The sequence below is a fragment of the Psychrobacter sp. Ps2 genome (genome assembly GCF_022129405.1).
Taxonomy (GTDB): Bacteria; Pseudomonadota; Gammaproteobacteria; order Pseudomonadales; family Moraxellaceae; genus Psychrobacter.
This window is the reverse complement of record NZ_JADQAM010000061.1, coordinates 467,042-485,563: the sequence shown is the minus strand read 5'-3', so window position 1 is coordinate 485,563 and position 18,522 is coordinate 467,042. Positions and strand designations below refer to the sequence as shown.

General features: G+C 43.5%; 14 protein-coding genes and 1 pseudogene. 13 read left to right on the top strand and 2 right to left on the bottom strand.

Annotation, left to right across the window (positions count from 1 at the left end):
• Nucleotides 1-67: 67 nt before the first annotated feature.
• Entirely contained in the window at nucleotides 68-1,432 is a 1,365-nt protein-coding gene (locus tag I3254_RS13625; RefSeq protein ID WP_238053223.1) for an ATP-binding protein, read from the bottom strand.
• Between the two features lie 136 nt (nucleotides 1,433-1,568).
• Here I3254_RS13625 and rimO point away from each other — a divergent pair, with 136 nt between their 5' ends.
• The 12 genes from rimO to I3254_RS13565 all read left to right on the top strand — a co-directional run bounded on the left by rimO (nucleotide 1,569) and on the right by I3254_RS13565 (nucleotide 16,747).
• Complete coding sequence (rimO, locus tag I3254_RS13620; protein WP_238053222.1) at nucleotides 1,569-3,155, top strand: 30S ribosomal protein S12 methylthiotransferase RimO; 1,587 nt, start codon at nucleotides 1,569-1,571, stop codon at nucleotides 3,153-3,155.
• Between the two features lie 172 nt (nucleotides 3,156-3,327).
• A complete protein-coding gene (gene pyrH / locus I3254_RS13615) occupies nucleotides 3,328-4,053 on the top strand; it encodes a UMP kinase (RefSeq protein ID WP_057759121.1) in 726 nt (241 codons plus the stop codon).
• Between the two features lie 112 nt (nucleotides 4,054-4,165).
• Nucleotides 4,166-4,720 (top strand): ribosome recycling factor, encoded by a 555-nt coding sequence (gene frr / locus I3254_RS13610; protein WP_057759123.1) that lies wholly within the window; start codon nucleotides 4,166-4,168, stop codon nucleotides 4,718-4,720.
• Nucleotides 4,721-5,109: 389 nt separating this feature from the next.
• Nucleotides 5,110-5,868: a polyprenyl diphosphate synthase gene (uppS, locus tag I3254_RS13605; RefSeq protein WP_238053221.1), complete on the top strand. Its 759-nt coding sequence runs from the start codon at nucleotides 5,110-5,112 to the stop codon at nucleotides 5,866-5,868.
• A gap of 189 nt (nucleotides 5,869-6,057) precedes the next feature.
• Nucleotides 6,058-6,867 (top strand): phosphatidate cytidylyltransferase, encoded by an 810-nt coding sequence (locus I3254_RS13600; protein ID WP_238053220.1) that lies wholly within the window; start codon nucleotides 6,058-6,060, stop codon nucleotides 6,865-6,867.
• A gap of 176 nt (nucleotides 6,868-7,043) precedes the next feature.
• Nucleotides 7,044-8,252, top strand: a complete 1,209-nt coding sequence (ispC, locus tag I3254_RS13595; RefSeq protein ID WP_179798709.1) for a 1-deoxy-D-xylulose-5-phosphate reductoisomerase — start codon at nucleotides 7,044-7,046, stop codon at nucleotides 8,250-8,252.
• Nucleotides 8,253-8,348: 96 nt separating this feature from the next.
• Nucleotides 8,349-9,725: an RIP metalloprotease RseP gene (rseP, locus tag I3254_RS13590; RefSeq protein WP_238053219.1), complete on the top strand. Its 1,377-nt coding sequence runs from the start codon at nucleotides 8,349-8,351 to the stop codon at nucleotides 9,723-9,725.
• A gap of 262 nt (nucleotides 9,726-9,987) precedes the next feature.
• Nucleotides 9,988-12,387 (top strand): outer membrane protein assembly factor BamA, encoded by a 2,400-nt coding sequence (gene bamA / locus I3254_RS13585; protein ID WP_238053218.1) that lies wholly within the window; start codon nucleotides 9,988-9,990, stop codon nucleotides 12,385-12,387.
• A gap of 146 nt (nucleotides 12,388-12,533) precedes the next feature.
• Nucleotides 12,534-13,550, top strand: coding sequence for a UDP-3-O-(3-hydroxymyristoyl)glucosamine N-acyltransferase (gene lpxD, locus I3254_RS13580; protein ID WP_238053217.1), 1,017 nt, complete (start codon nucleotides 12,534-12,536; stop codon nucleotides 13,548-13,550).
• A 52-nt stretch (nucleotides 13,551-13,602) separates the two neighbouring features.
• Entirely contained in the window at nucleotides 13,603-14,139 is a 537-nt protein-coding gene (fabZ, locus tag I3254_RS13575; RefSeq protein ID WP_238053216.1) for a 3-hydroxyacyl-ACP dehydratase FabZ, read from the top strand.
• A gap of 173 nt (nucleotides 14,140-14,312) precedes the next feature.
• Complete coding sequence (lpxA, locus tag I3254_RS13570) at nucleotides 14,313-15,092, top strand: acyl-ACP--UDP-N-acetylglucosamine O-acyltransferase (protein WP_101206170.1); 780 nt, start codon at nucleotides 14,313-14,315, stop codon at nucleotides 15,090-15,092.
• 302 nt (nucleotides 15,093-15,394) lie between these two features.
• Nucleotides 15,395-16,747, top strand: coding sequence for a sodium-dependent transporter (locus I3254_RS13565; RefSeq protein WP_102094408.1), 1,353 nt, complete (start codon nucleotides 15,395-15,397; stop codon nucleotides 16,745-16,747).
• Between the two features lie 140 nt (nucleotides 16,748-16,887).
• Here the strand turns inward: I3254_RS13565 and tgt are convergent, their stop codons facing one another.
• Complete coding sequence (gene tgt / locus I3254_RS13560) at nucleotides 16,888-18,039, bottom strand: tRNA guanosine(34) transglycosylase Tgt (protein WP_238053215.1); 1,152 nt, start codon at nucleotides 18,037-18,039, stop codon at nucleotides 16,888-16,890.
• 99 nt (nucleotides 18,040-18,138) lie between these two features.
• On the opposite strand from tgt, the pseudogene I3254_RS13555 reads away from it, so the two are divergent.
• Nucleotides 18,139-18,450, top strand: a pseudogene (locus I3254_RS13555) (heme-binding protein).
• Nucleotides 18,451-18,522 lie beyond the last annotated feature (72 nt).

The following is an 18,522-nucleotide window of genomic DNA, read 5'->3' as shown; positions in this document are numbered from 1 at the left end:
AGTTGGGGATTGGGAGTTGGGCATTAGGAAACTTAGCAGCCTTTAATTCATAAATTCATAATTTGTTTTATGTCTCAGTGATGGGTTGAGTAAATGGTAGGTATAGCGTAAATCGGGTTTGCTTGTCCTCTTGTTCTTTTGTCGAGCTCACATCAATCATACCATGATGATGACTGATAATATCTTGGACGATGGATAATCCAAGACCTGTACCAGCTGCACGGCTGGTGACCATCGGGAAAAATATCTGACCGATCAATGCTGGATCAATGCCTGAGCCATTATCAGTAATAGTAATTTGCATCACTTGCTTGTGCTGCTGTCCGACGATCGTATGCTGAAAGGCAACCCGCGTTTGGATATGCAATGTCGGTTGATAGTCAGAATTGCTCTCAGTTTGTATGGTAGCTTGTGGTGATTCTTGAGACTCTGAGATTTTATTCTGTTGTAGTGTTTGTTCGAACTCAGTCATCGACTCACAAGCATTATTAATAAGATTTAAAAACACTTGAATCAGCTGATCCTTATCAGCGCATAACTCTGGCAATGATAAATCATAATCACGCTGTAACACTACCTGTGGATACTGATTGGTCACTAAGGTTAAGACATGCTCCAGAGGCTCATGGATATTGAGCGTTTGCCAGTTTGGCAGTTGATTGGAACCCAGAAGCTGCCCAATAAGATGGGTCAATCGATCAGTTTCTGAAATAATAATGTCCGTATAGTTGCGCAGTTTTTGATTCATTTTTTGCAAATCATGCTGCGCGTCAATGTTAGTAGTTGTCAAAGCATTATCAGCGTTAGAGGTGCTAGTAGTGGATGCGTCGCTGAATTTAATAAACTGCCGTTGCAACAGCTGGGCTGCCCCGCGAATACCAGCAAGAGGGTTTTTTATTTCGTGTGCCACCGAGCGTAGCATATGACGGGCAACTGTATATTGCTGCTGTTGACGCTGCTCCTCAGAGATACGACTTTGCCGATCTTTACCCCACATCTCGATAATAAAATAAGGCTGCTGTTCATAGATAACTGGCGTGACGCTATAGTCGACTGACAATGATAAATTACCGTTTAGCGGTGTTTTTATGATGTGGTCATGATCGATAAAAGGCTGCTGATAGTTCTGCGCTTGCACAAAGCGCTCGGTTAACGAGTAGGCTGGCTCGCTCGAAGGCTCGTTTTCATTTGTATCACCACTATCATTATCTATAGATACAGTATCTTTGTTCTTTAACTCATCGGGTGCTAGCAGGGTCAATATTGATTGATTGATTAGTCTGCCGCTACTAATGGCGAGTAGCTGCTCGGCTTGAGCATTCAACCGTGTGATTGATAGCTCATCGTTAACCCATAAAATAGCGGTGAATAAATGCTGAGATATAAATGCGAGGTCAGGGGTTGTCTTAGTGGTGATAAAATCAGCGTTCATCAGTAGTGCCCAAAAAAAATCAGATGCTTGAGATAATATTTAACCACAAATCAAGACTATAGAGCGGCAAAACTGGTGATTTTTGCAAAAAAAACGTACAATGCGCTCAGCCAATTTATCTCTAGCAAGGTCAGCCATGTCCAAAACTTCTACCGAGTCAGTGAATACGACAGCAACAGCTCCTCTATCTGCCGTAAAAGACACTGCCACTATCTTCAATCCTGCCGCGCCTACCATAGTACAAGAGCAGAGTCAGGCAGATGCCAGTCAAACAGATACTAAACAGCCTTACCATCATAAAGCCAATCACAACCAAAACCGTAGTGTAGCCCAAAGCAGCGATGTAACGACTGCCAATGCGACTGCTGCGATGCCAGTTAGTGCAGCGCCAAAGATTGGTTTTGTGTCACTAGGTTGTCCAAAAGCATTGGTAGATAGTGAGCGTATTATCACTGAGCTAAGCCGTGATGGCTACCAAGTGGCCAGTGATTACGACGGTGCTGACTTGGTCGTGGTAAACACTTGCGGCTTTATTGAGTCAGCGGTACAAGAGTCACTTGATGCGATCGGCGAGGCCATTAGCAAAAACGGTAAAGTGATTGTTACTGGTTGCTTAGGTAAAGAAGCGGATAAAATCCGTGAGATGCATCCAGCTGTATTAGCAGTGACGGGCGCGCATGCCTATGACGAAGTGATTACGGCAGTAGCGCAGCATGTGCCTAAGCCAAATCGCAGTCAGGACGCCAACTATGATCCAAAAATAGATTTGATTAATGAAGCGGGTATCAAACTGACCCCAAGCCATTATGCTTATCTAAAAATATCAGAAGGCTGTAATCACCGTTGTACGTTCTGCATTATCCCAAGCTTGCGTGGTGATTTGGTATCGCGCCCGATTGATAATGTAATGAACGAAGCACTGGCACTCAAAAAAGCTGGCGTGAAAGAATTACTTATCATCTCGCAAGATACCTCGGCATATGGCCTTGACCTAAAGTACAAGACCAGCTTTTGGAATGGTATGCCGCTCAAGTCTAAGTTTTATGACTTATGCCAAGCATTGAACGATTTGGGCATTTGGGTTCGCTTGCATTATGTTTATCCGTATCCACATGTAGACAAAGTCGTTGAGTTGATGGGTGAGAAGAAACTGCTTCCTTATCTAGATATTCCGTTTCAGCATGCCAGTCATCGCATCCTAAAGGCGATGAAACGTCCTGCGCATAGTGAAAACACTTTGGCCCGTATCAAAGCGTGGCGTGATATCTGTCCTGATATTGTGATTCGCTCGACCTTTGTGGTTGGCTTCCCTGGCGAGACAGAAGAAGATTTTCAGTGCTTGCTTGATTGGTTAGTTGAAGCACGCCTCGATCGCGTGGGCGCATTTACTTATTCAGAAGTAGAAGGTGCGGTAGCCAATGACTTGCCTGATCATGTGCCTGAAGACGTTAAGCAGTCTCGCTATGAGCGACTAATGGCGCTACAGCAAGATATTTCAGCGCAAAAGCTACAGGAAAAAGTCGGCAAGACCTTAACGGTATTGGTTGATGAAATTGATAGCGATGAAAATATTGCTATTTGTCGTAGCTATGCTGATGCACCTGAAATTGATGGTCATGTCTATGTTGATGACATCAACGCTCAAGTTAAAGTAGGGCAGTTCTTAACCGTGACTATCGACGATGCTAGCGAATATGATCTATTCGCCAGTTATCAAGGCTAGATATCCAATAAGATATGCGAGTGAAAATTGCCCAATGGCGGGCAGTTTTTGCTACAATTAGCGCAATTTAGCCTTTTTAATACGCTTAGCTGTAAGTGTAGCGTTGTGGGCAAACTCGATTTGTATTTTACCGATAATTTTCTTTATAATTTCATGATAACAAGGTGACCTCATGTCTGACAAAAACCCGCGTTACGCTCGTATCTTGCTGAAACTCTCCGGTGAAGCCTTAGCTGGTAGTAAAGACATGGGTATTGATACCGAAGTGCTTGATAAAATGAGCTTGTCTATCGCTCACTTGCGTGGACTAGGTGTCCAAGTGGGTATCGTAGTCGGCGGTGGTAACTTATATCGCGGTGCACAGTTGCAAAAAGAAGGCCTGGTTGGCCGTGTTACTGGTGATCAGATGGGCATGCTAGCGACCGTTATGAACGGACTGGCGATGCGTGATGCGCTTGAGCGTCGCAACATCAAAACGCGCTTGATGTCAGCGTTACCGATTGGTGAAGTCACCGAAAGCTATAGCAGTCGTAATGCCATTCGTTATCTTAAAAACGGTGAAGTTTGTATCTTTGTCGCAGGTACGGGTAACCCATTCTTTACCACTGACACCGCTGCATGTTTGCGCGGTATCGAAATCGAAGCTGGTTTGATTTTAAAAGCGACTAAGGTCGATGGCGTTTATGACAAAGACCCAAGCCTACATGATGATGCAGTCAAATATGACGGTCTGACGTTTGATGAAGTACTAGAGCAAAAGCTAGGCGTCATGGATTTAACGGCTATCGCATTATGCCGTGAGCATAACGTACCGCTACAAGTGTTTGATATGACTAAGCCTAATGCATTGTTAAATGTCATCATGGGTGAAAATGAAGGCACACGAGTTTTTCATTAATTGACGCGATACTGGAAACTAACGTCAGTAAATAGCTAACGATTAGCAATAAATAATTAATATCCCAATAGCAAATAAAAGATTTGTCGGTAACGATAAATAAGGATACACAATGATTAAAGAGATTAAGCAAGACGGCGAAGCACGCATGCAAAAAACGTTGGAAGCGCTTGAAAGCACTTTCAGTAAAGTTCGTACTGGTCGTGCGCATCCAGGCATGTTGTCAGGTGTGATGGTTAGCTACTACGGTTCTGATACACCATTGAACCAAGTGGCAAGCGTCAACGTCGAAGACTCACGTACCTTACTGGTTCAACCATTTGACCGTACTATGGTACAAGCAGTAGATAAGGCCATTCGTGAAGCAGATTTGGGTCTAAACCCAATGTCTGCTGATGTGATTCGTGTGCCGATGCCAGCATTAACAGAAGATACTCGTCGCGATATGCAAAAACTTGCACGTGGTGAAGCTGAGAGCAGCCGTGTTTCTATCCGTAATATTCGCCGTGACATGATGAATGACATCAAAGATTTGGCAAAAGAAAAAGAAATCTCAGAAGACGATGAGCGCCGCGCTAGTGATGATATTCAAAAAATCACTGACAAATATATCGAAACAATCGATGCTCGCTTGAGTAAGAAAGAAAGCGATTTGATGGAAGTTTAATACTGATATATTTGGTATTGAGAGCAAGAAATAGTTCGGTAGATTATCTGTCATTGAGCAGCCAATACTTTATAGCTATTGGCTGTTTATTATTGTGTAGACTGATATAGTCAATCCTTTCTAAAAGAGTGACAGCGTTAACCTCGCTTGAAATATCACAGTTACATCTGCACTCGTTTGCTCTGTTTCTCTTTTAAACTGAATCAACCATATGAGGCCATATCTAAAGCAAGCCAAAGGTGTGGTTGATTGAACTGGATTCATCGAATTCTGAACGCTAAAAACTAACAATGCAATTGTGATAAGTTAGTGAATTATATAAATGGCGCTTTTTAATCGCTGTTGCACACGTTATTATTATTTTACCTCAACAATAAGCAAGTTCGCCTATGTCCACTTCAGCCGTTTTGGCGCCCGCTATTCTTCCTCGTCATATCGCCATCATTATGGATGGTAATAATCGCTATGGTAAGGCCAATGATTTGGGCCACGGTCAAGGACATGTGGCTGGCAAAGATGCGCTCGATCCTATCGTCGAGTATTGTGTCAATACAGGCATTGAAGTGCTGACCGTATTTGCGTTTTCTAGCGAAAATTGGCAGAGACCACCTAGTGAAGTGGCACTGTTGATGCAGCTGCTTACATCGACGATTCATGAGCAAATGCCGCGTATGAATGAGTATCGTATTCGCTTGCGTTTCATCGGTGATCGCAGTCAACTTAGTGAGTCATTACAAACGCTAATGGCTGACGCAGAAGAAAAGACGGCAAAGTTTGATGCGATGACGCTGGTGATTGCGATTAGTTACGGTGGGCAGTGGGATATTGCAAATGCAGCACAACAGCTGGCTCAGCAAGTGCAAGCTGGCGAATTAAAACCTGAAGATGTCAGCGAAGAGCTGTTAGGTAACTACGTACAATTAGCCGATACGCCAGCAGTAGATATGCTGGTACGTACGGGCGGCGAGTATCGTATTTCTAATTTTTTATTGTGGCAATCTGCTTATGCTGAGCTGTTTTTCACTCCCACATTATGGCCGAACTTTGCAGCAGAAGAGCTAGCTTCGATGATCGCAGAGTTTGCAAAACGTCAACGCCGCTTTGGCAAAACCAGCGAGCAAGTAGTGATAGAGCAGCAAGGTCACTGAGCAGCGAGTGGATAGATAAGTTTAGTCGGTTCAGTTCAGTTAGTATTGTATAACTGGTCAATAGGGTTGGTTTATGCAATGATAAACGGCTTGAATTAGTATTGAATGCTATCGCTCGGCCATCGTTAGTTAGCTGCTATAATGCATTTTTTGACCATCTGTTCTTCATTATTATAAGGCTCGATAAGTATGTGGCAACGAATTAAAACGGCAATTGTTCTCGTTATTATCGTTGGTATTGCAATGTTTGCGAGCCAAACGCCTATTTTATTTGCACCACTGTTGGCCATTGGGGTCATTATCGCCGCTCATGAGTGGGCTAAATTGATGCCTAAGTGGCGCCAGCCTGCTGTATTTGTTTTGTTAGTGTTGGCGATAACGCTCATATCGCTGATGTTTAAAGTGACATGGCTGTTTTGGTGGGTGGCATCACTCGTTATATGGCTGATGGCACTGTCTTGGGTCAGGGTCTTCCCGACACAAACGAGGTGGTACGGCAACCAGCTGGCAATGATGGGCGCGGTTATTTTGACGGCATCTATCACGGCGATGTTCTATCTCTGGCAACTGTCGGCATGGTGGCTGCTGTATGTGTTCTTATTAGTATGGTGTGCAGATAGTGGCGCATATTTCGTTGGACGCAAGCTTGGTCGCCGAAAAATGGCACCCAATGTCTCACCCAACAAGAGCATGGAAGGGTTGGCTGGTGGCCTCGTCACAGGGCTGTTAGTTGTGGTAGCCATTAGCGTCTTTAAATTACAGCTGACCGGTATACCATTAATCGCATTTGTAGCGTTATCGGCCATCACTATTCTTGCCTCTGTACTTGGAGACTTGTTCGAGTCGATGCTCAAACGTCGTGCTGATGTAAAAGATTCAGGCACTATCTTGCCAGGTCACGGTGGTATCCTTGATCGTATTGACTCCTTGTTGTCTGCAACACCGATATTTGCCCTTGGTTTTTGGGCGATACAGCAGTTTGGTTTGATAGTGGTGTAAGGTTATATAGCAGCACTGTTCTATTTAGACCTGTTCTGTAGTCAGTTCACCATAATATTGGTATAAGTCAGACAGCGAGCAATGCATTGGTATGGCAAGTGAAGTTATCAGAGCAGTGGCTTTATAGTTAACAGACGATATTCTATTTTTATTACTTTTAAGTATCATGGGCATTAATGGTTATGACGCAACGCATCGCCGTACTAGGCGCGACAGGCTCGATTGGCGATAGCACTTTAGCAATATTAGCGGCGCAACCGCACACTTATGAAGTCTATGCTTTGTCAGGCTATCATCGCTTAGATAAGCTATTTGCACTCTGTCAGCAGTTTTTGCCGAAACGCGTCAGTGTGCCGATGTCAGCCGTAGATGATTTTGCTCACAGGCTTAAAGCAGCAGGGATTGATAGTGATGTCGTAGGGGGCGAGGCAGGATTGGTAGATATTGCCACTGACTCACAGACTGATACGGTTGTAGCGGCGATTGTAGGGGCGGCAGGGTTGCCGTCTACATTGGCAGCAGCACGTGCAGGCAAACGTATCCTATTGGCCAACAAAGAAGCCTTAGTCATGGCAGGTAAGGTCATGATCGATGCAGTCAAAAAGCACAAAGCTACTTTGCTGCCGCTGGACTCTGAACACAATGCCATTTTTCAATGCTTGCCACTCGCTATTCAGCAAGACAATACTCAAATTCATCAGTCAAATCATGGTGTCCGTAAACTATGGTTAACAGCCTCTGGTGGGCCATTTTTGCAGCAGTCGTTCGAGCAAATGCAGCAGGCAAGCGTCGCAGAAGCGGTCAAACACCCGAATTGGTCAATGGGTCAAAAGATATCTGTCGATTCGGCCACGATGATGAATAAGGGGCTTGAGCTGATAGAAGCCTGTCACTTATTCGATTTGCCTGAAGATAAGATAAATGTGGTTATTCATCCACAAAGTATCATTCACTCAATGGTAGAATATAGCGATGGCAGCTTTTTGGCGCAGTTGGGTAGTCCAGACATGAAAACGCCCATTGCGCACGCGCTTAGCTACCCTGATCGGATGGATAGTGGCTCACAGCCGTTAGACTTATTTGCACTTAGTGGTTTGGAGTTTATTGAGCCAGATCTACAAAAATTTGCCTGTTTGCGTTTGGCCCGCCAAGCCATGCAAGCCGGAACGCAAGCCACTATTGTGCTCAATGCGGCAAACGAAATTGCAGTGGCGGCGTTCCTCGATGGGAAAATTCGTTTGACGGATATTGCTAATATTAACGAACAAGCCTTAAATGACATACAGCTGCCTCCATTGAACGAAACTGCTGACATAGAAGACATATTGGCAATCGATAAGATTGCACGCCATCTGACTGATAAGTTGGTAGCAAAGCTGACATAATCGTAGCAAGCGTCTCTTAGCTGATACGTGACATTGATAAACGATATTAGCGAAGATGTTGATGAAAATGCTGAGAGACAATACTGAGAAAAAATCATGACGTTTTTACTAACACTTCTTGCCGCTATATTTGTCTTAGGCCCGCTTATTGCCTTACACGAATGGGGACATTATATTGTGGCGCGGCTTTGCGGTGTCAAAGTGCTAACGTACTCTATCGGCTTTGGTCCTAAAGTTTTTGGTTGGACTAGCAAAAAGAGCGGCATCGACTATCGTATCTCAGCATTGCCACTCGGCGGCTATGTAAAGATGCTGGATGAGCGTGAAGGTAATGTCGCAAAAGATGAGCAGCATCTTGCATTTAATCGGCAGCATCCGCTAAAGAAAATTGCTATCGTTGCAGCTGGCCCTATCATGAATTTTGTCATCGCTATCGCGCTATTTTGGGTACTATTTATGACCCCATCTGAGCAGTTGGCGACTAAGATTGGACAGGTACTACCAGATACGCCTGCTGCGATGGCACAGCTGCCAGTCGGTGATAAGATTGTTGCGATTGATGGGCACGATGTGCAGACATGGGAAGGTATTAACTATCGCCTTGCAGGACGTATGGGTGAGACGGATAATGTCAGCATTACCTTGCAGTCAGACGCCCAAACCGATCAGTCGACTAAAACCTATCAAGCACCAGTTACGCAGTTTATGCAAGGCGAGGCTCAAGGCAAAGACGCACTGACCAGCTTTGGTATGTTGCCATGGCAGCCGCAGATTGCGCCGATTGTAGGTGGTTTGGCTCCCGATGGTGCCGCTAGCCGCCAAGGTCTAAAGGTTGGTGACCGCATTACTGCTATTAATAATGAGTCAATCGAAGATTGGATTACTGCGACGCGTATCATTCGTGATAATCCTGAAACGCTGTTGAACTTTACGGTGTTGCGTGATGACAAGCCTGTACAGTTGCAAATTATGCCCCAAGGCAAAAAAGACAACTTGGGTAATGATTACGGACAGATTGGTGCGATGGTGGATCAGACTGAGATTGTGATTCCTGATGATTACAAGACTACCGTGGTCTATGGCCCTAGTGAGTCGTTAGTTAAGTCGTTTGAAAAGACTGAGCAGCTAGCAGTAATGACCGTAAGCTCAATGGGAAAAATGCTGTCAGGTATGATTGGTTTAGACAACTTATCAGGGCCAATTACCATTGCTAAAGTCGCCAAGCAAAGCTTTGATATCAGTTGGCAAATGGTATTATCGACAGCGGCGCTTATTAGCCTGAGTCTTGCCGTCTTAAACCTTTTGCCAATCCCAGTATTAGATGGTGGTCATATTGTTTATCACTTTATTGAGTTGATTCGCGGCAAGCCACTGTCTGAAGGTGTACAAATGGTCGGTCTAAATATCGGTTTACTCTTGCTGGCAGGTTTCATGGTGTTAGCAATTGGTAATGACATCAGCCGGCTATTTTGATCGGCTGATGAGCAATATGGCTGATAAAGCACGATATACTAATGGTTTTACGCCTATTATAGGCTGATTATTGTTATGATGTGCATGCTACTCTGTGTCGTGACCTCTGTACTAATCGTAATTTTTAGTTTATTTTGTGATGCAATTTATATAAAGTGTTCTGAGTTGCCCTTGCATGGGTTTATAACCTTGTGCGCACGGGTTAGACAATACGTGCCTTTTAACTTAACTTAAGCAATTTTTTTATTGACGGATAGTGTTTATGCGTACGCCTTTAATTATGAGCGCGGCTGGGTTGCCGTTAGTTGTAGCGATGATGAGTATGCCAGTACAGGCTGCAGAATTTGTAGTAACTGACATCGGTTTTAATGGCCTACAACGCCTAACCCCTGATAGCCTCTATCCGGTCTTACCTGTTACGGTGGGCGATACGGTGAATGATAGTAGCTTAGCTGCCAGTATTAAGGCGCTATATGCAACTGAGAACTTTGCTGATATTCAAAGCCGTGTCGAAGGTGGCAAGCTAAGGTTTGACGTCATTGAGCGTCCAACGATTGCTGAAGTTACCTTTGAAGGTAACAAGCTTATTCCAAAAGAAGGGCTTGAGCAGGGATTGAAGAATGCTGGTCTTTCTGCTGGTGACGTACTTAAGCAGTCTACTTTGCAAGGCGTGGCTAATGAGCTACAACAGCAATACGTTAGCCAAGGTTACTACAATAGTAATATCGAAGTAGATCAAACGGTCCTTGATGGTAACCGCGTGAAACTTGACGTACGCTTTGTAGAAGGCAAGCCTGCTAAAGTTGTTGATATCAATATCATTGGTAACAAGCATTTTAGTGATGAAGAGATTAAAGACGTTTTCGCAGTAAAAGAGTCTTCATGGACGCGTCTATTATCTAAGTCTGATCGTTACGCTCAAGAAAAACTGGCCGCCAGTTTAGAGAGTTTAAAGGCGCTATATCAGAACGATGGTTATGTGCGTTTTTCAGTCGATAATGCTGTATTGAATATCAGCGAAGACAAAAGTAGCGTGTTTATCGAAGTTAGCTTAAGCGAAGGCGAGCAATACCAGTTTGGCGAAGTGAACTTTTTAGGTAAACCTACCTTTGAAAATAGTGAGCTAAAAGAGCTTGTGAGCTTTGCATCTAATGAGAAATACTCGCAAGTAAAACTAGACGAAACCACTGCTTCTCTTAAAAGACGCTATGGTAATGAAGGCTATTATCTAGCTCAAATCAGACCAGTACCACGTATCAATGACGATACTAAAATGGTCGATGTCGATTACTATATCGACCCTGCACGTCCTATCTACGTTCGCCGTATCAACTTTACGGGCAATATCAAAACGCAAGACGAAGTATTACGTCGTGAAATGCGTCAGTTAGAAGGGACGCTGTCTTCTAATGACAAAATTCAGCTGTCACGCACGCGTTTGATGCGTACTGGCTTCTTTAAAAATGTCACTGTTGATGTTAAGCCAGTACCTAACCAGCCAGACCAAGTTGATGTAAATTATGTGGTTGAAGAGCAGCCTTCTGGTAGCTCAACGATTGCAGCTGGTTACTCACAAAGTGGTGGTGTAACTTTCCAATTGGATCTGACCCAAAACAACTTTATGGGTACCGGTAACCGTGTTAAAGCTGCGCTTTCTCGTTCAGAAACACGCGACTCTTATAGCCTAGGTTATACCGATCCGTACTTTACAGAAAACGGTGTTTCTCAAGGTATCAGTGGTTATTATCGCAAAACCAAATATGATGACGACAATGTTAGTAACTATGTGACCGATTCATATGGTGCGACGCTGAACTATAGTTATCCTATTGATGAAACCAAACGTCTTAGTGCTGGTCTAAATGTAGACAACACAAAGGTTCGTGGTGGTCGTTACCTAGGTATTTCTAATGTTCAAGAGATTCTAGATGATGGTGGCACACAAACATTTGACGATGATACTGATGGCGTTTCAACATTTAAAAACGACTATCAAACCTATAACTTGTTACTTGGCTGGGACTACAGCACGTTAGATCGCCCAGTATTCCCTACCAAAGGGATGAGCCATGCGATTGATGCAACCATCGGTCTTGGCGATGCCAACTACCAAAAGCTAACGTATAGCGGCAATATATATTACCCTATTTATAAAGACGTGATCGCGCGTGGTTATACTAAGCTTGGTTATGGTAATGATTTACCGTTCTATGAAAACTTCTATGCTGGTGGTTATGGCTCAGTACGTGGCTATGAATCATCTACTCTGGGACCTAAATCACAAGTCTATTATGATGCGGTCAATGATCCAGACAACCAAACCTTTACCGCAGAAGAGGTTGGTGGTAATGCGCTAGCAACGTTTGGTGCTGAATTGATTTTGCCAATGCCGTTTAAAGGTGATTGGGCAGATCAGGTACGCCCAGTATTGTTTGCTGAAGGTGGTCAGGTCTTTGACACGTCTGATAAAGAAGATCGTACTTTTAATGATTCAGATGTTCCATTGCTGACTCAAGATAATGACTTCCGCTATAGTGCTGGTGCTGGTATCACTTGGTATACGCCAATTGGTCCAATCTCACTGAGTTACGCGGTACCATTTGGTGACAAAGAGGGCGATGAGACTGAAAAAGTCCAGTTCCAGATTGGTAATACATTCTAAATTAATGACCTCATTCTCATCTATTTGAGCAGTTTCGAAGATTGTCTCAAATAGACGGAAATATCATTAGAGCTTAGTAGGTCGTCAAAACGCATTGTTATTTTGGCGACCGTTTCATTTATAACCATATTTTATTAATAGTCATTATGATAACGATTGAGCAACTCATTACTCGAATTGAGCAGCGTCAGCCTATTATTAATAAGGCTGAGATTGATACTGAGGAATTGTGTCAACCATTCAGTAGCGTCGGTAGTTTGACGACGGCCAGTCAGCAGCAGTTAAGCTTTTTGGCAGATCCTCACTATATTTCTAGCTTGTCTAGCAGTGACGCAGGCGCGGTGTTGGTGACGGAAGCATATCGTGACCAAGTGCCTACCTCAGCGATAGCGCTAGTCGTTTCAAATCCATATCTGGCTTATGCCAGTGCCAGTCAGCTGTTTGCACGTCATTCTTTATCTAACGGAATTCATCCTAGTGCTGTGATTGCAGACAGTGCTGTTATTGGCGAGCAAGTCAATATCGGCCCTTTTTGCGTGATTGGTGACAATGTGCAAATAGGGGCGCGTAGCGCACTTGATGCTCATGTCGTGGTTGAGGCCAATACCAGTATCGGTACCGATTGTGTGATTAAGTCGCAAGTCGTTGTCGGGCCTGAGTGTGTTATTGGTAATTACGTTAGATTGCATGCAGGGGCAAGCATTGGATCTGAAGGGTTCGGTTTTGCGCCTACTAAAGATCCTAGTACCACAGGTTGGGAGCGCATTGCTCAGTTAGGCCGTGTCATTATTGGTGATCATGTACGAGTTGGTAGCCAGACGTGTATCGATCGTGGCGCTATCGATGATACCGTTATTGGCAATCACGTGATTATTGATAATCTGGTACAAGTTGCCCATAACGTCCGTATCGGTGACGGTACTGCTATTGCTGCTCAAACGGGTATTGCGGGTAGTACTACGATAGGTAAGCGCTGTATAATAGGCGGCGCTGTCGGTATCACAGGGCATATTGAGATCACAGACGATGTCGTTTTATCTGGCATGACCATGGTAACCAAATCCATTAAAACCGCTGGCTCATATTCATCTGGTACTGCTGCAATGCCAACTGCTAATTGGCGACGTGCTGCTGTACGTTTTCGTCAGCTAGGCAATAACTAATGCAAATACAAACAAATAATAGATATTCAAAACACAGCAAGGAAGCGTCATTATGAGCAATAACAATATAGATATCCCAACTGATGAAGACGTTAAAAGCTTGGCTGAGCAAGGTCTTACGCTACCATTAACGTATCATACGATTAAGCATTACTTACCGCATCGTTATCCTTTTATGCTGGTAGATCGTATTGTAGCTTGTACGCCAGGCGAGTGTATTACTGGTATCAAAAACGTGACTATTAATGAAGAGTTTTTTAATGGGCATTTTCCTGACGAGCCAATCATGCCAGGGGTATTGATGGTAGAGGCAATGGCACAGGTTTCAGGCATACTTGGGTTCATTACCGCAGGTCTGACTTCAGAAGATGGCTATCTGTATTTGTTTGCTGGTGTGGATAAAGTGCGGTTTAAGCGCCGAGTGATTCCTGGTGATCAGCTTATCATTCGTGCAAAAACTGTGATGCAAAGACATGGTATCTATAAATTTGATTGTACTGTCCATGTTGAAGATGAATTGGCGGCTAGTGCGCAAATTATGATTGCACGTCAGGAACAGCAAAAACCTGCTAACGTGAAGGGTGCTTAAGTTTTTAATAAGCCATACTGTACAAAGAGCGATATTGAAACCGCTCACCATAACTGCAATAAATAGCTATATGTAAACTCAACAACACAACTGGTATTAGCTTCGTTAGTAACACTGAAATAGCGATACTTTTTTATTATTTACTCGCATCAAATGATACAAGGGCCCATCTTATGAGTCAGATTCATCCTACAGCACTCATCTCACCGTCCGCGCAGATTGACGAGACTGCTATCATCGGGCCCTATTGTATCGTTGGTGATGAAGTATCAATTGGTGCGCATACGGTTTTGCATAGACATGTGGTTGTGACTAAACTGACTCGTATTGGTCAACATAATGAGTTTTATCAGTTTGCGAGTATCGGTGAAGATCCTCAAGATTTGAAATATGCAGGTGAGCGTACTTGGCTTGAAATCGGCGATCACAATACGATTCGTGAAGCCTGCAGCTTACATCGCGGTACAGCGCAAGATGGCGAGCTGACTAAAATCGGCAGTCATAATCTACTGATGGTAAACACCCATGTCGCACATGATTGTGTCATTGGCGATCATAACGTACTGGCTAACAATGTCGGTGTAGCGGGGCATGTGACTATTGGCGACCATACCATCATCGGTGGTAACTCAGGCATACATCAGTTTTGTACAGTAGATGACTATAGCTTGATTGGCGGAGCCAGCCTCATTCTAAAAGATGTGGCAGCATTTACGATGGTATCTGGCAATCCAGCAAAGGCTCATGGACTCAATATCGAAGGCATGCGCCGTAAAGGTTGGTCAAAAGAAACCATTAATGTCTTACGTCAAGCGTACCGTACGATTTTCAGATCAGGTTTGACCACTGTACAAGCGTTGGAAGTCTTACATAATGAGCTATTAGCTAAAGAGCCAAAAATTCAGCTACTTATTGATTCATTACAAAATAGCAGCCGCGGTGTTGTGCGCTAAAGAAAACACAACTCGATTAATGATGAGTTTGATACTTTTAATCAGCTAAATTCTTATGGAATGAAGGCGAATTATATGAAAGCCATAACTATTTGTTATGGCTTTTTATATTTATGAGCACTTGACTTTTTTGGTCGCTTAGCAGAAACTGAGCGTTTACGATATTGTAATCAATTCTTTCTTAATGTTGCTGGGCGTTTCACATCGAAGCGTTTACTAAATAGCTCAATGGTAAGGCCGACTATTTATGTTGATCAAGGAAGATTATCAGTAACGTTAATTGAAGCACGAGGACGGAAAAAATGGCTATCAATAAACAAGAACATGCCCAATGGAGCTCAAGCTTTGGCTTCGTATTGGCAGCAGTAGGCTCAGCAGTTGGTTTAGGAAACATATGGAAATTTCCATACATGGTTGGCGAAAGCGGTGGTTCAGCTTTCGTTATTGCTTATTTGTTCTGTATCGCGCTGGTCGGTTTTCCGATATTAGTTGCTGAATGGTTAATTGGTCGACGTGGTCAAAAAAATCCAGTCAATACTTTTTCAGACGTAGCAGCGACTGAAGGTAAGTCACGTAGCTGGGGCATCGTTGGGGCTACTGGTATCTTAGGTGGCTTCTTAATTCTATCGTTCTATAGTGTGATCGGTGGTTGGGCGCTTAATTATATCACTAAAGTTGCAACAGGTAGCTTTGCTGGTCAAGACAGTGATTCTGTTGCTGCAACCTTTGATGCTATGCTTGCATCAGCTGGTACATTGACGATCTGGCATACGGTATTTATGATTTTAACCGCTGTCATCGTTGGTATTGGTGTGACAAGTGGTATCGAAAAAACAGCTAAGATTTTAATGCCATTATTGGGTGTAATTCTGTTTGTTATCGTCGGTTATAACGTGATGAACGGTGGATTTGGTGAAGCAGTTGCTTACCTATTTACACCAGATCTTAGCAAACTAACGGCTGATGTTATGCTTGCAGCATTAGGTCATGCATTCTTCACCCTATCAATTGGTATGGGTATAATGGTCGCTTATGGTTCGTATTTGGGCCGTGAAGTAAACTTGCTAAAAACAGCACGTACCGTTGTTATTTTGGATACGGTTATTGCGTTGGCTGCTGGTCTTGCCATCTTCCCAATCATCTTTAGCAATGGTCTAGATCCTGCATCTGGTCCTGGTCTTATCTTTGTAAGTTTACCAATTGCTTTCGGTAGCATGGGTGCGGGTACTATCATTGGCGCATTGTTCTTCTTACTTATTACCTTTGCCGCTATCACCTCATCTATCTCGTTACTTGAGCCAACCGTTGAGTTGTTAGAAGAGCGCACGTCGATGAGTCGTACTGTATCAACTATCGTGGCAAGTACAGTAATCTGGTTGTTAGGTATTGCAGCATTACTATCGTTCAACTTATGGTCTGACTTCACTATCATGGGTAATGGTATCTTTGATGCATTAGATAAACTTACAAGTAAGTTCCTATTGCCTCTAACCGGTCTGGCTGCGATTGTATTTGTTGGTTGGAAAATGGATCAACGTAACATTCAGCAAGAGCTTGGTTTATCTAATGGTACATGGCAGCTGTGGCAAATCGTTGCGAAATTCATCGCGCCAATCGCTGTTATTGTAGTATTTGTGACGTCATTGATGGGATAGTAGTCAAAATAGACTCTATATTAATCATTAGTTGATAGTCATTAAGTGATAAAAGCAGCACAAAAAAAGGGCTTAAGATTATTCTTAAACCCTTTTTTATTTCAACAGATTCGTTACACAGTCGTGAATATTAAACAGGATTAACGCAAGTTTAACTCAGGAACTGTTTGACCGCGTTTGGCATAAAACTCGCTGACAAACTCATCAAATTTATCTTGCTCAATAGCATCTCTAACACCCTGCATCAAACGTTGGTAATAGCGTAAATTATGAATAGTGGCTAACTGAGCACCTAGCATCTCTTTACACTTATTAAGATGGTACAGATAAGCACGGCTAAAGTTTTGGCAAGTATAGCAGTCGCATTCAGGATCTAATGGGCCTTCATCGTTGCGATATTGGCTATTACGAATACGTACCACACCAGCATTGTCTGCATCGCCCGTCACAAAGTAATGACCGTTACGCGCGTTACGTGTTGGCATCACACAGTCGAACATATCTACGCCGCGGCGTACACCTTCAACTAAATCCTCAGGCTTACCAACACCCATAAGATAGCGTGGCTTATCTGCTGGCATATCGTCAGGCAGGTAGTCTAGGACGTCTATCATCTCTTCTTTAGGCTCGCCAACTGATAGACCGCCAATAGCATAACCATCAAAGCCGATCTTTAACAGACCTTCAAGTGATTGCTGACGCAAATCAGGGTACATACTGCCTTGCACGATACCGAACAATGCGTTGGTACTGCCCAGTCTGTTGTGCTCATCGATACAGCGCTGTCCCCAACGTAATGATAGCTCTAACGACTTTTTTGCTTCATCATGAGTGGCTGGATACGGTGTACACTCATCGAACTGCATGACGATGTCTGAGTTCAAGCTGTACTGAATCTGCATAGATTTTTCTGGTGAGAGAAATACCTTTGCGCCATCGATAGGAGATTTAAAATTGACGCCTTCTTCGGTGATTTTACGCATCGCGCCGAGGCTAAATACTTGGAAACCGCCCGAATCGGTCAAGATAGGCTTGTCCCAATGCATAAACTTATGCAGGCCACCGAATTTATCAATGACTTCGGTACCTGGACGTAACCAGAGATGAAAGGTATTGCCCAAAATAATATCAGCACCGATGGCTTCGATATCACGTGGCAGCATGCCTTTGACCGTACCATAAGTACCAACAGGCATAAAAGCAGGCGTTTGCACGTCGCCATGATTGAGATGAACCGTACCACGGCGTGCACGCGTTGCACCGCTGGCCGTTTTATGTAAGACAAATTGCATATGATAACCGATATATGAGCTATGAAAATGGCGCTAATTATAGCATTGTTAGGGATTTTTTGGATATTGATATTCATTCTGTCAATATAGTCAGTCAGTATGCAGCAAGATGACGGAAAGTGGCGCGTACAATTCGCGATGCCCAGTAAATATACGATGGAGACGTCACCAAAACCAAATAACCCAGAAGTCGAAATCGTCGAAGTACGAGCTCAAAATTATGACATTATCAAATTCTCAGGATTTACTGGAAGTGATAAAGTAGATAAAAGGACATAAGAACTGCGAAATTGGATGCAAAGCAAACATTTAACGCCTACAGGTGAGCCAGAATTGGCACGTTACGATGAGCCATGGGCATTGCCATTTTTACGTCGTAACGAGGTAATGATTGCGTATGAGCAAAAGTAATACAAGGATACTAGGGTATATAGTCATTGTTCTTAGCCATTTAGGTTATTGACCGCACAAAAAAGACAGCAC

Excerpts from the sequence above, each read along its gene's own strand:
- I3254_RS13625 (WP_238053223.1), bottom strand. The coding sequence starts at position 1,432 with ATGAACGCTGATTTTATCACCACTAAGACAACCCCTGACCTCGCATTT.
- rimO (WP_238053222.1), top strand. The coding sequence starts at position 1,569 with ATGTCCAAAACTTCTACCGAGTCAGTGAATACGACAGCAACAGCTCCT.
- pyrH (WP_057759121.1), top strand. The coding sequence starts at position 3,328 with ATGTCTGACAAAAACCCGCGTTACGCTCGTATCTTGCTGAAACTCTCC.
- frr (WP_057759123.1), top strand. The coding sequence starts at position 4,166 with ATGATTAAAGAGATTAAGCAAGACGGCGAAGCACGCATGCAAAAAACG.
- uppS (WP_238053221.1), top strand. The coding sequence starts at position 5,110 with ATGTCCACTTCAGCCGTTTTGGCGCCCGCTATTCTTCCTCGTCATATC.
- I3254_RS13600 (WP_238053220.1), top strand. The coding sequence starts at position 6,058 with ATGTGGCAACGAATTAAAACGGCAATTGTTCTCGTTATTATCGTTGGT.
- ispC (WP_179798709.1), top strand. The coding sequence starts at position 7,044 with ATGGTTATGACGCAACGCATCGCCGTACTAGGCGCGACAGGCTCGATT.
- rseP (WP_238053219.1), top strand. The coding sequence starts at position 8,349 with ATGACGTTTTTACTAACACTTCTTGCCGCTATATTTGTCTTAGGCCCG.
- bamA (WP_238053218.1), top strand. The coding sequence starts at position 9,988 with ATGCGTACGCCTTTAATTATGAGCGCGGCTGGGTTGCCGTTAGTTGTA.
- lpxD (WP_238053217.1), top strand. The coding sequence starts at position 12,534 with ATGATAACGATTGAGCAACTCATTACTCGAATTGAGCAGCGTCAGCCT.
- fabZ (WP_238053216.1), top strand. The coding sequence starts at position 13,603 with ATGAGCAATAACAATATAGATATCCCAACTGATGAAGACGTTAAAAGC.
- lpxA (WP_101206170.1), top strand. The coding sequence starts at position 14,313 with ATGAGTCAGATTCATCCTACAGCACTCATCTCACCGTCCGCGCAGATT.
- I3254_RS13565 (WP_102094408.1), top strand. The coding sequence starts at position 15,395 with ATGGCTATCAATAAACAAGAACATGCCCAATGGAGCTCAAGCTTTGGC.
- tgt (WP_238053215.1), bottom strand. The coding sequence starts at position 18,039 with ATGCAATTTGTCTTACATAAAACGGCCAGCGGTGCAACGCGTGCACGC.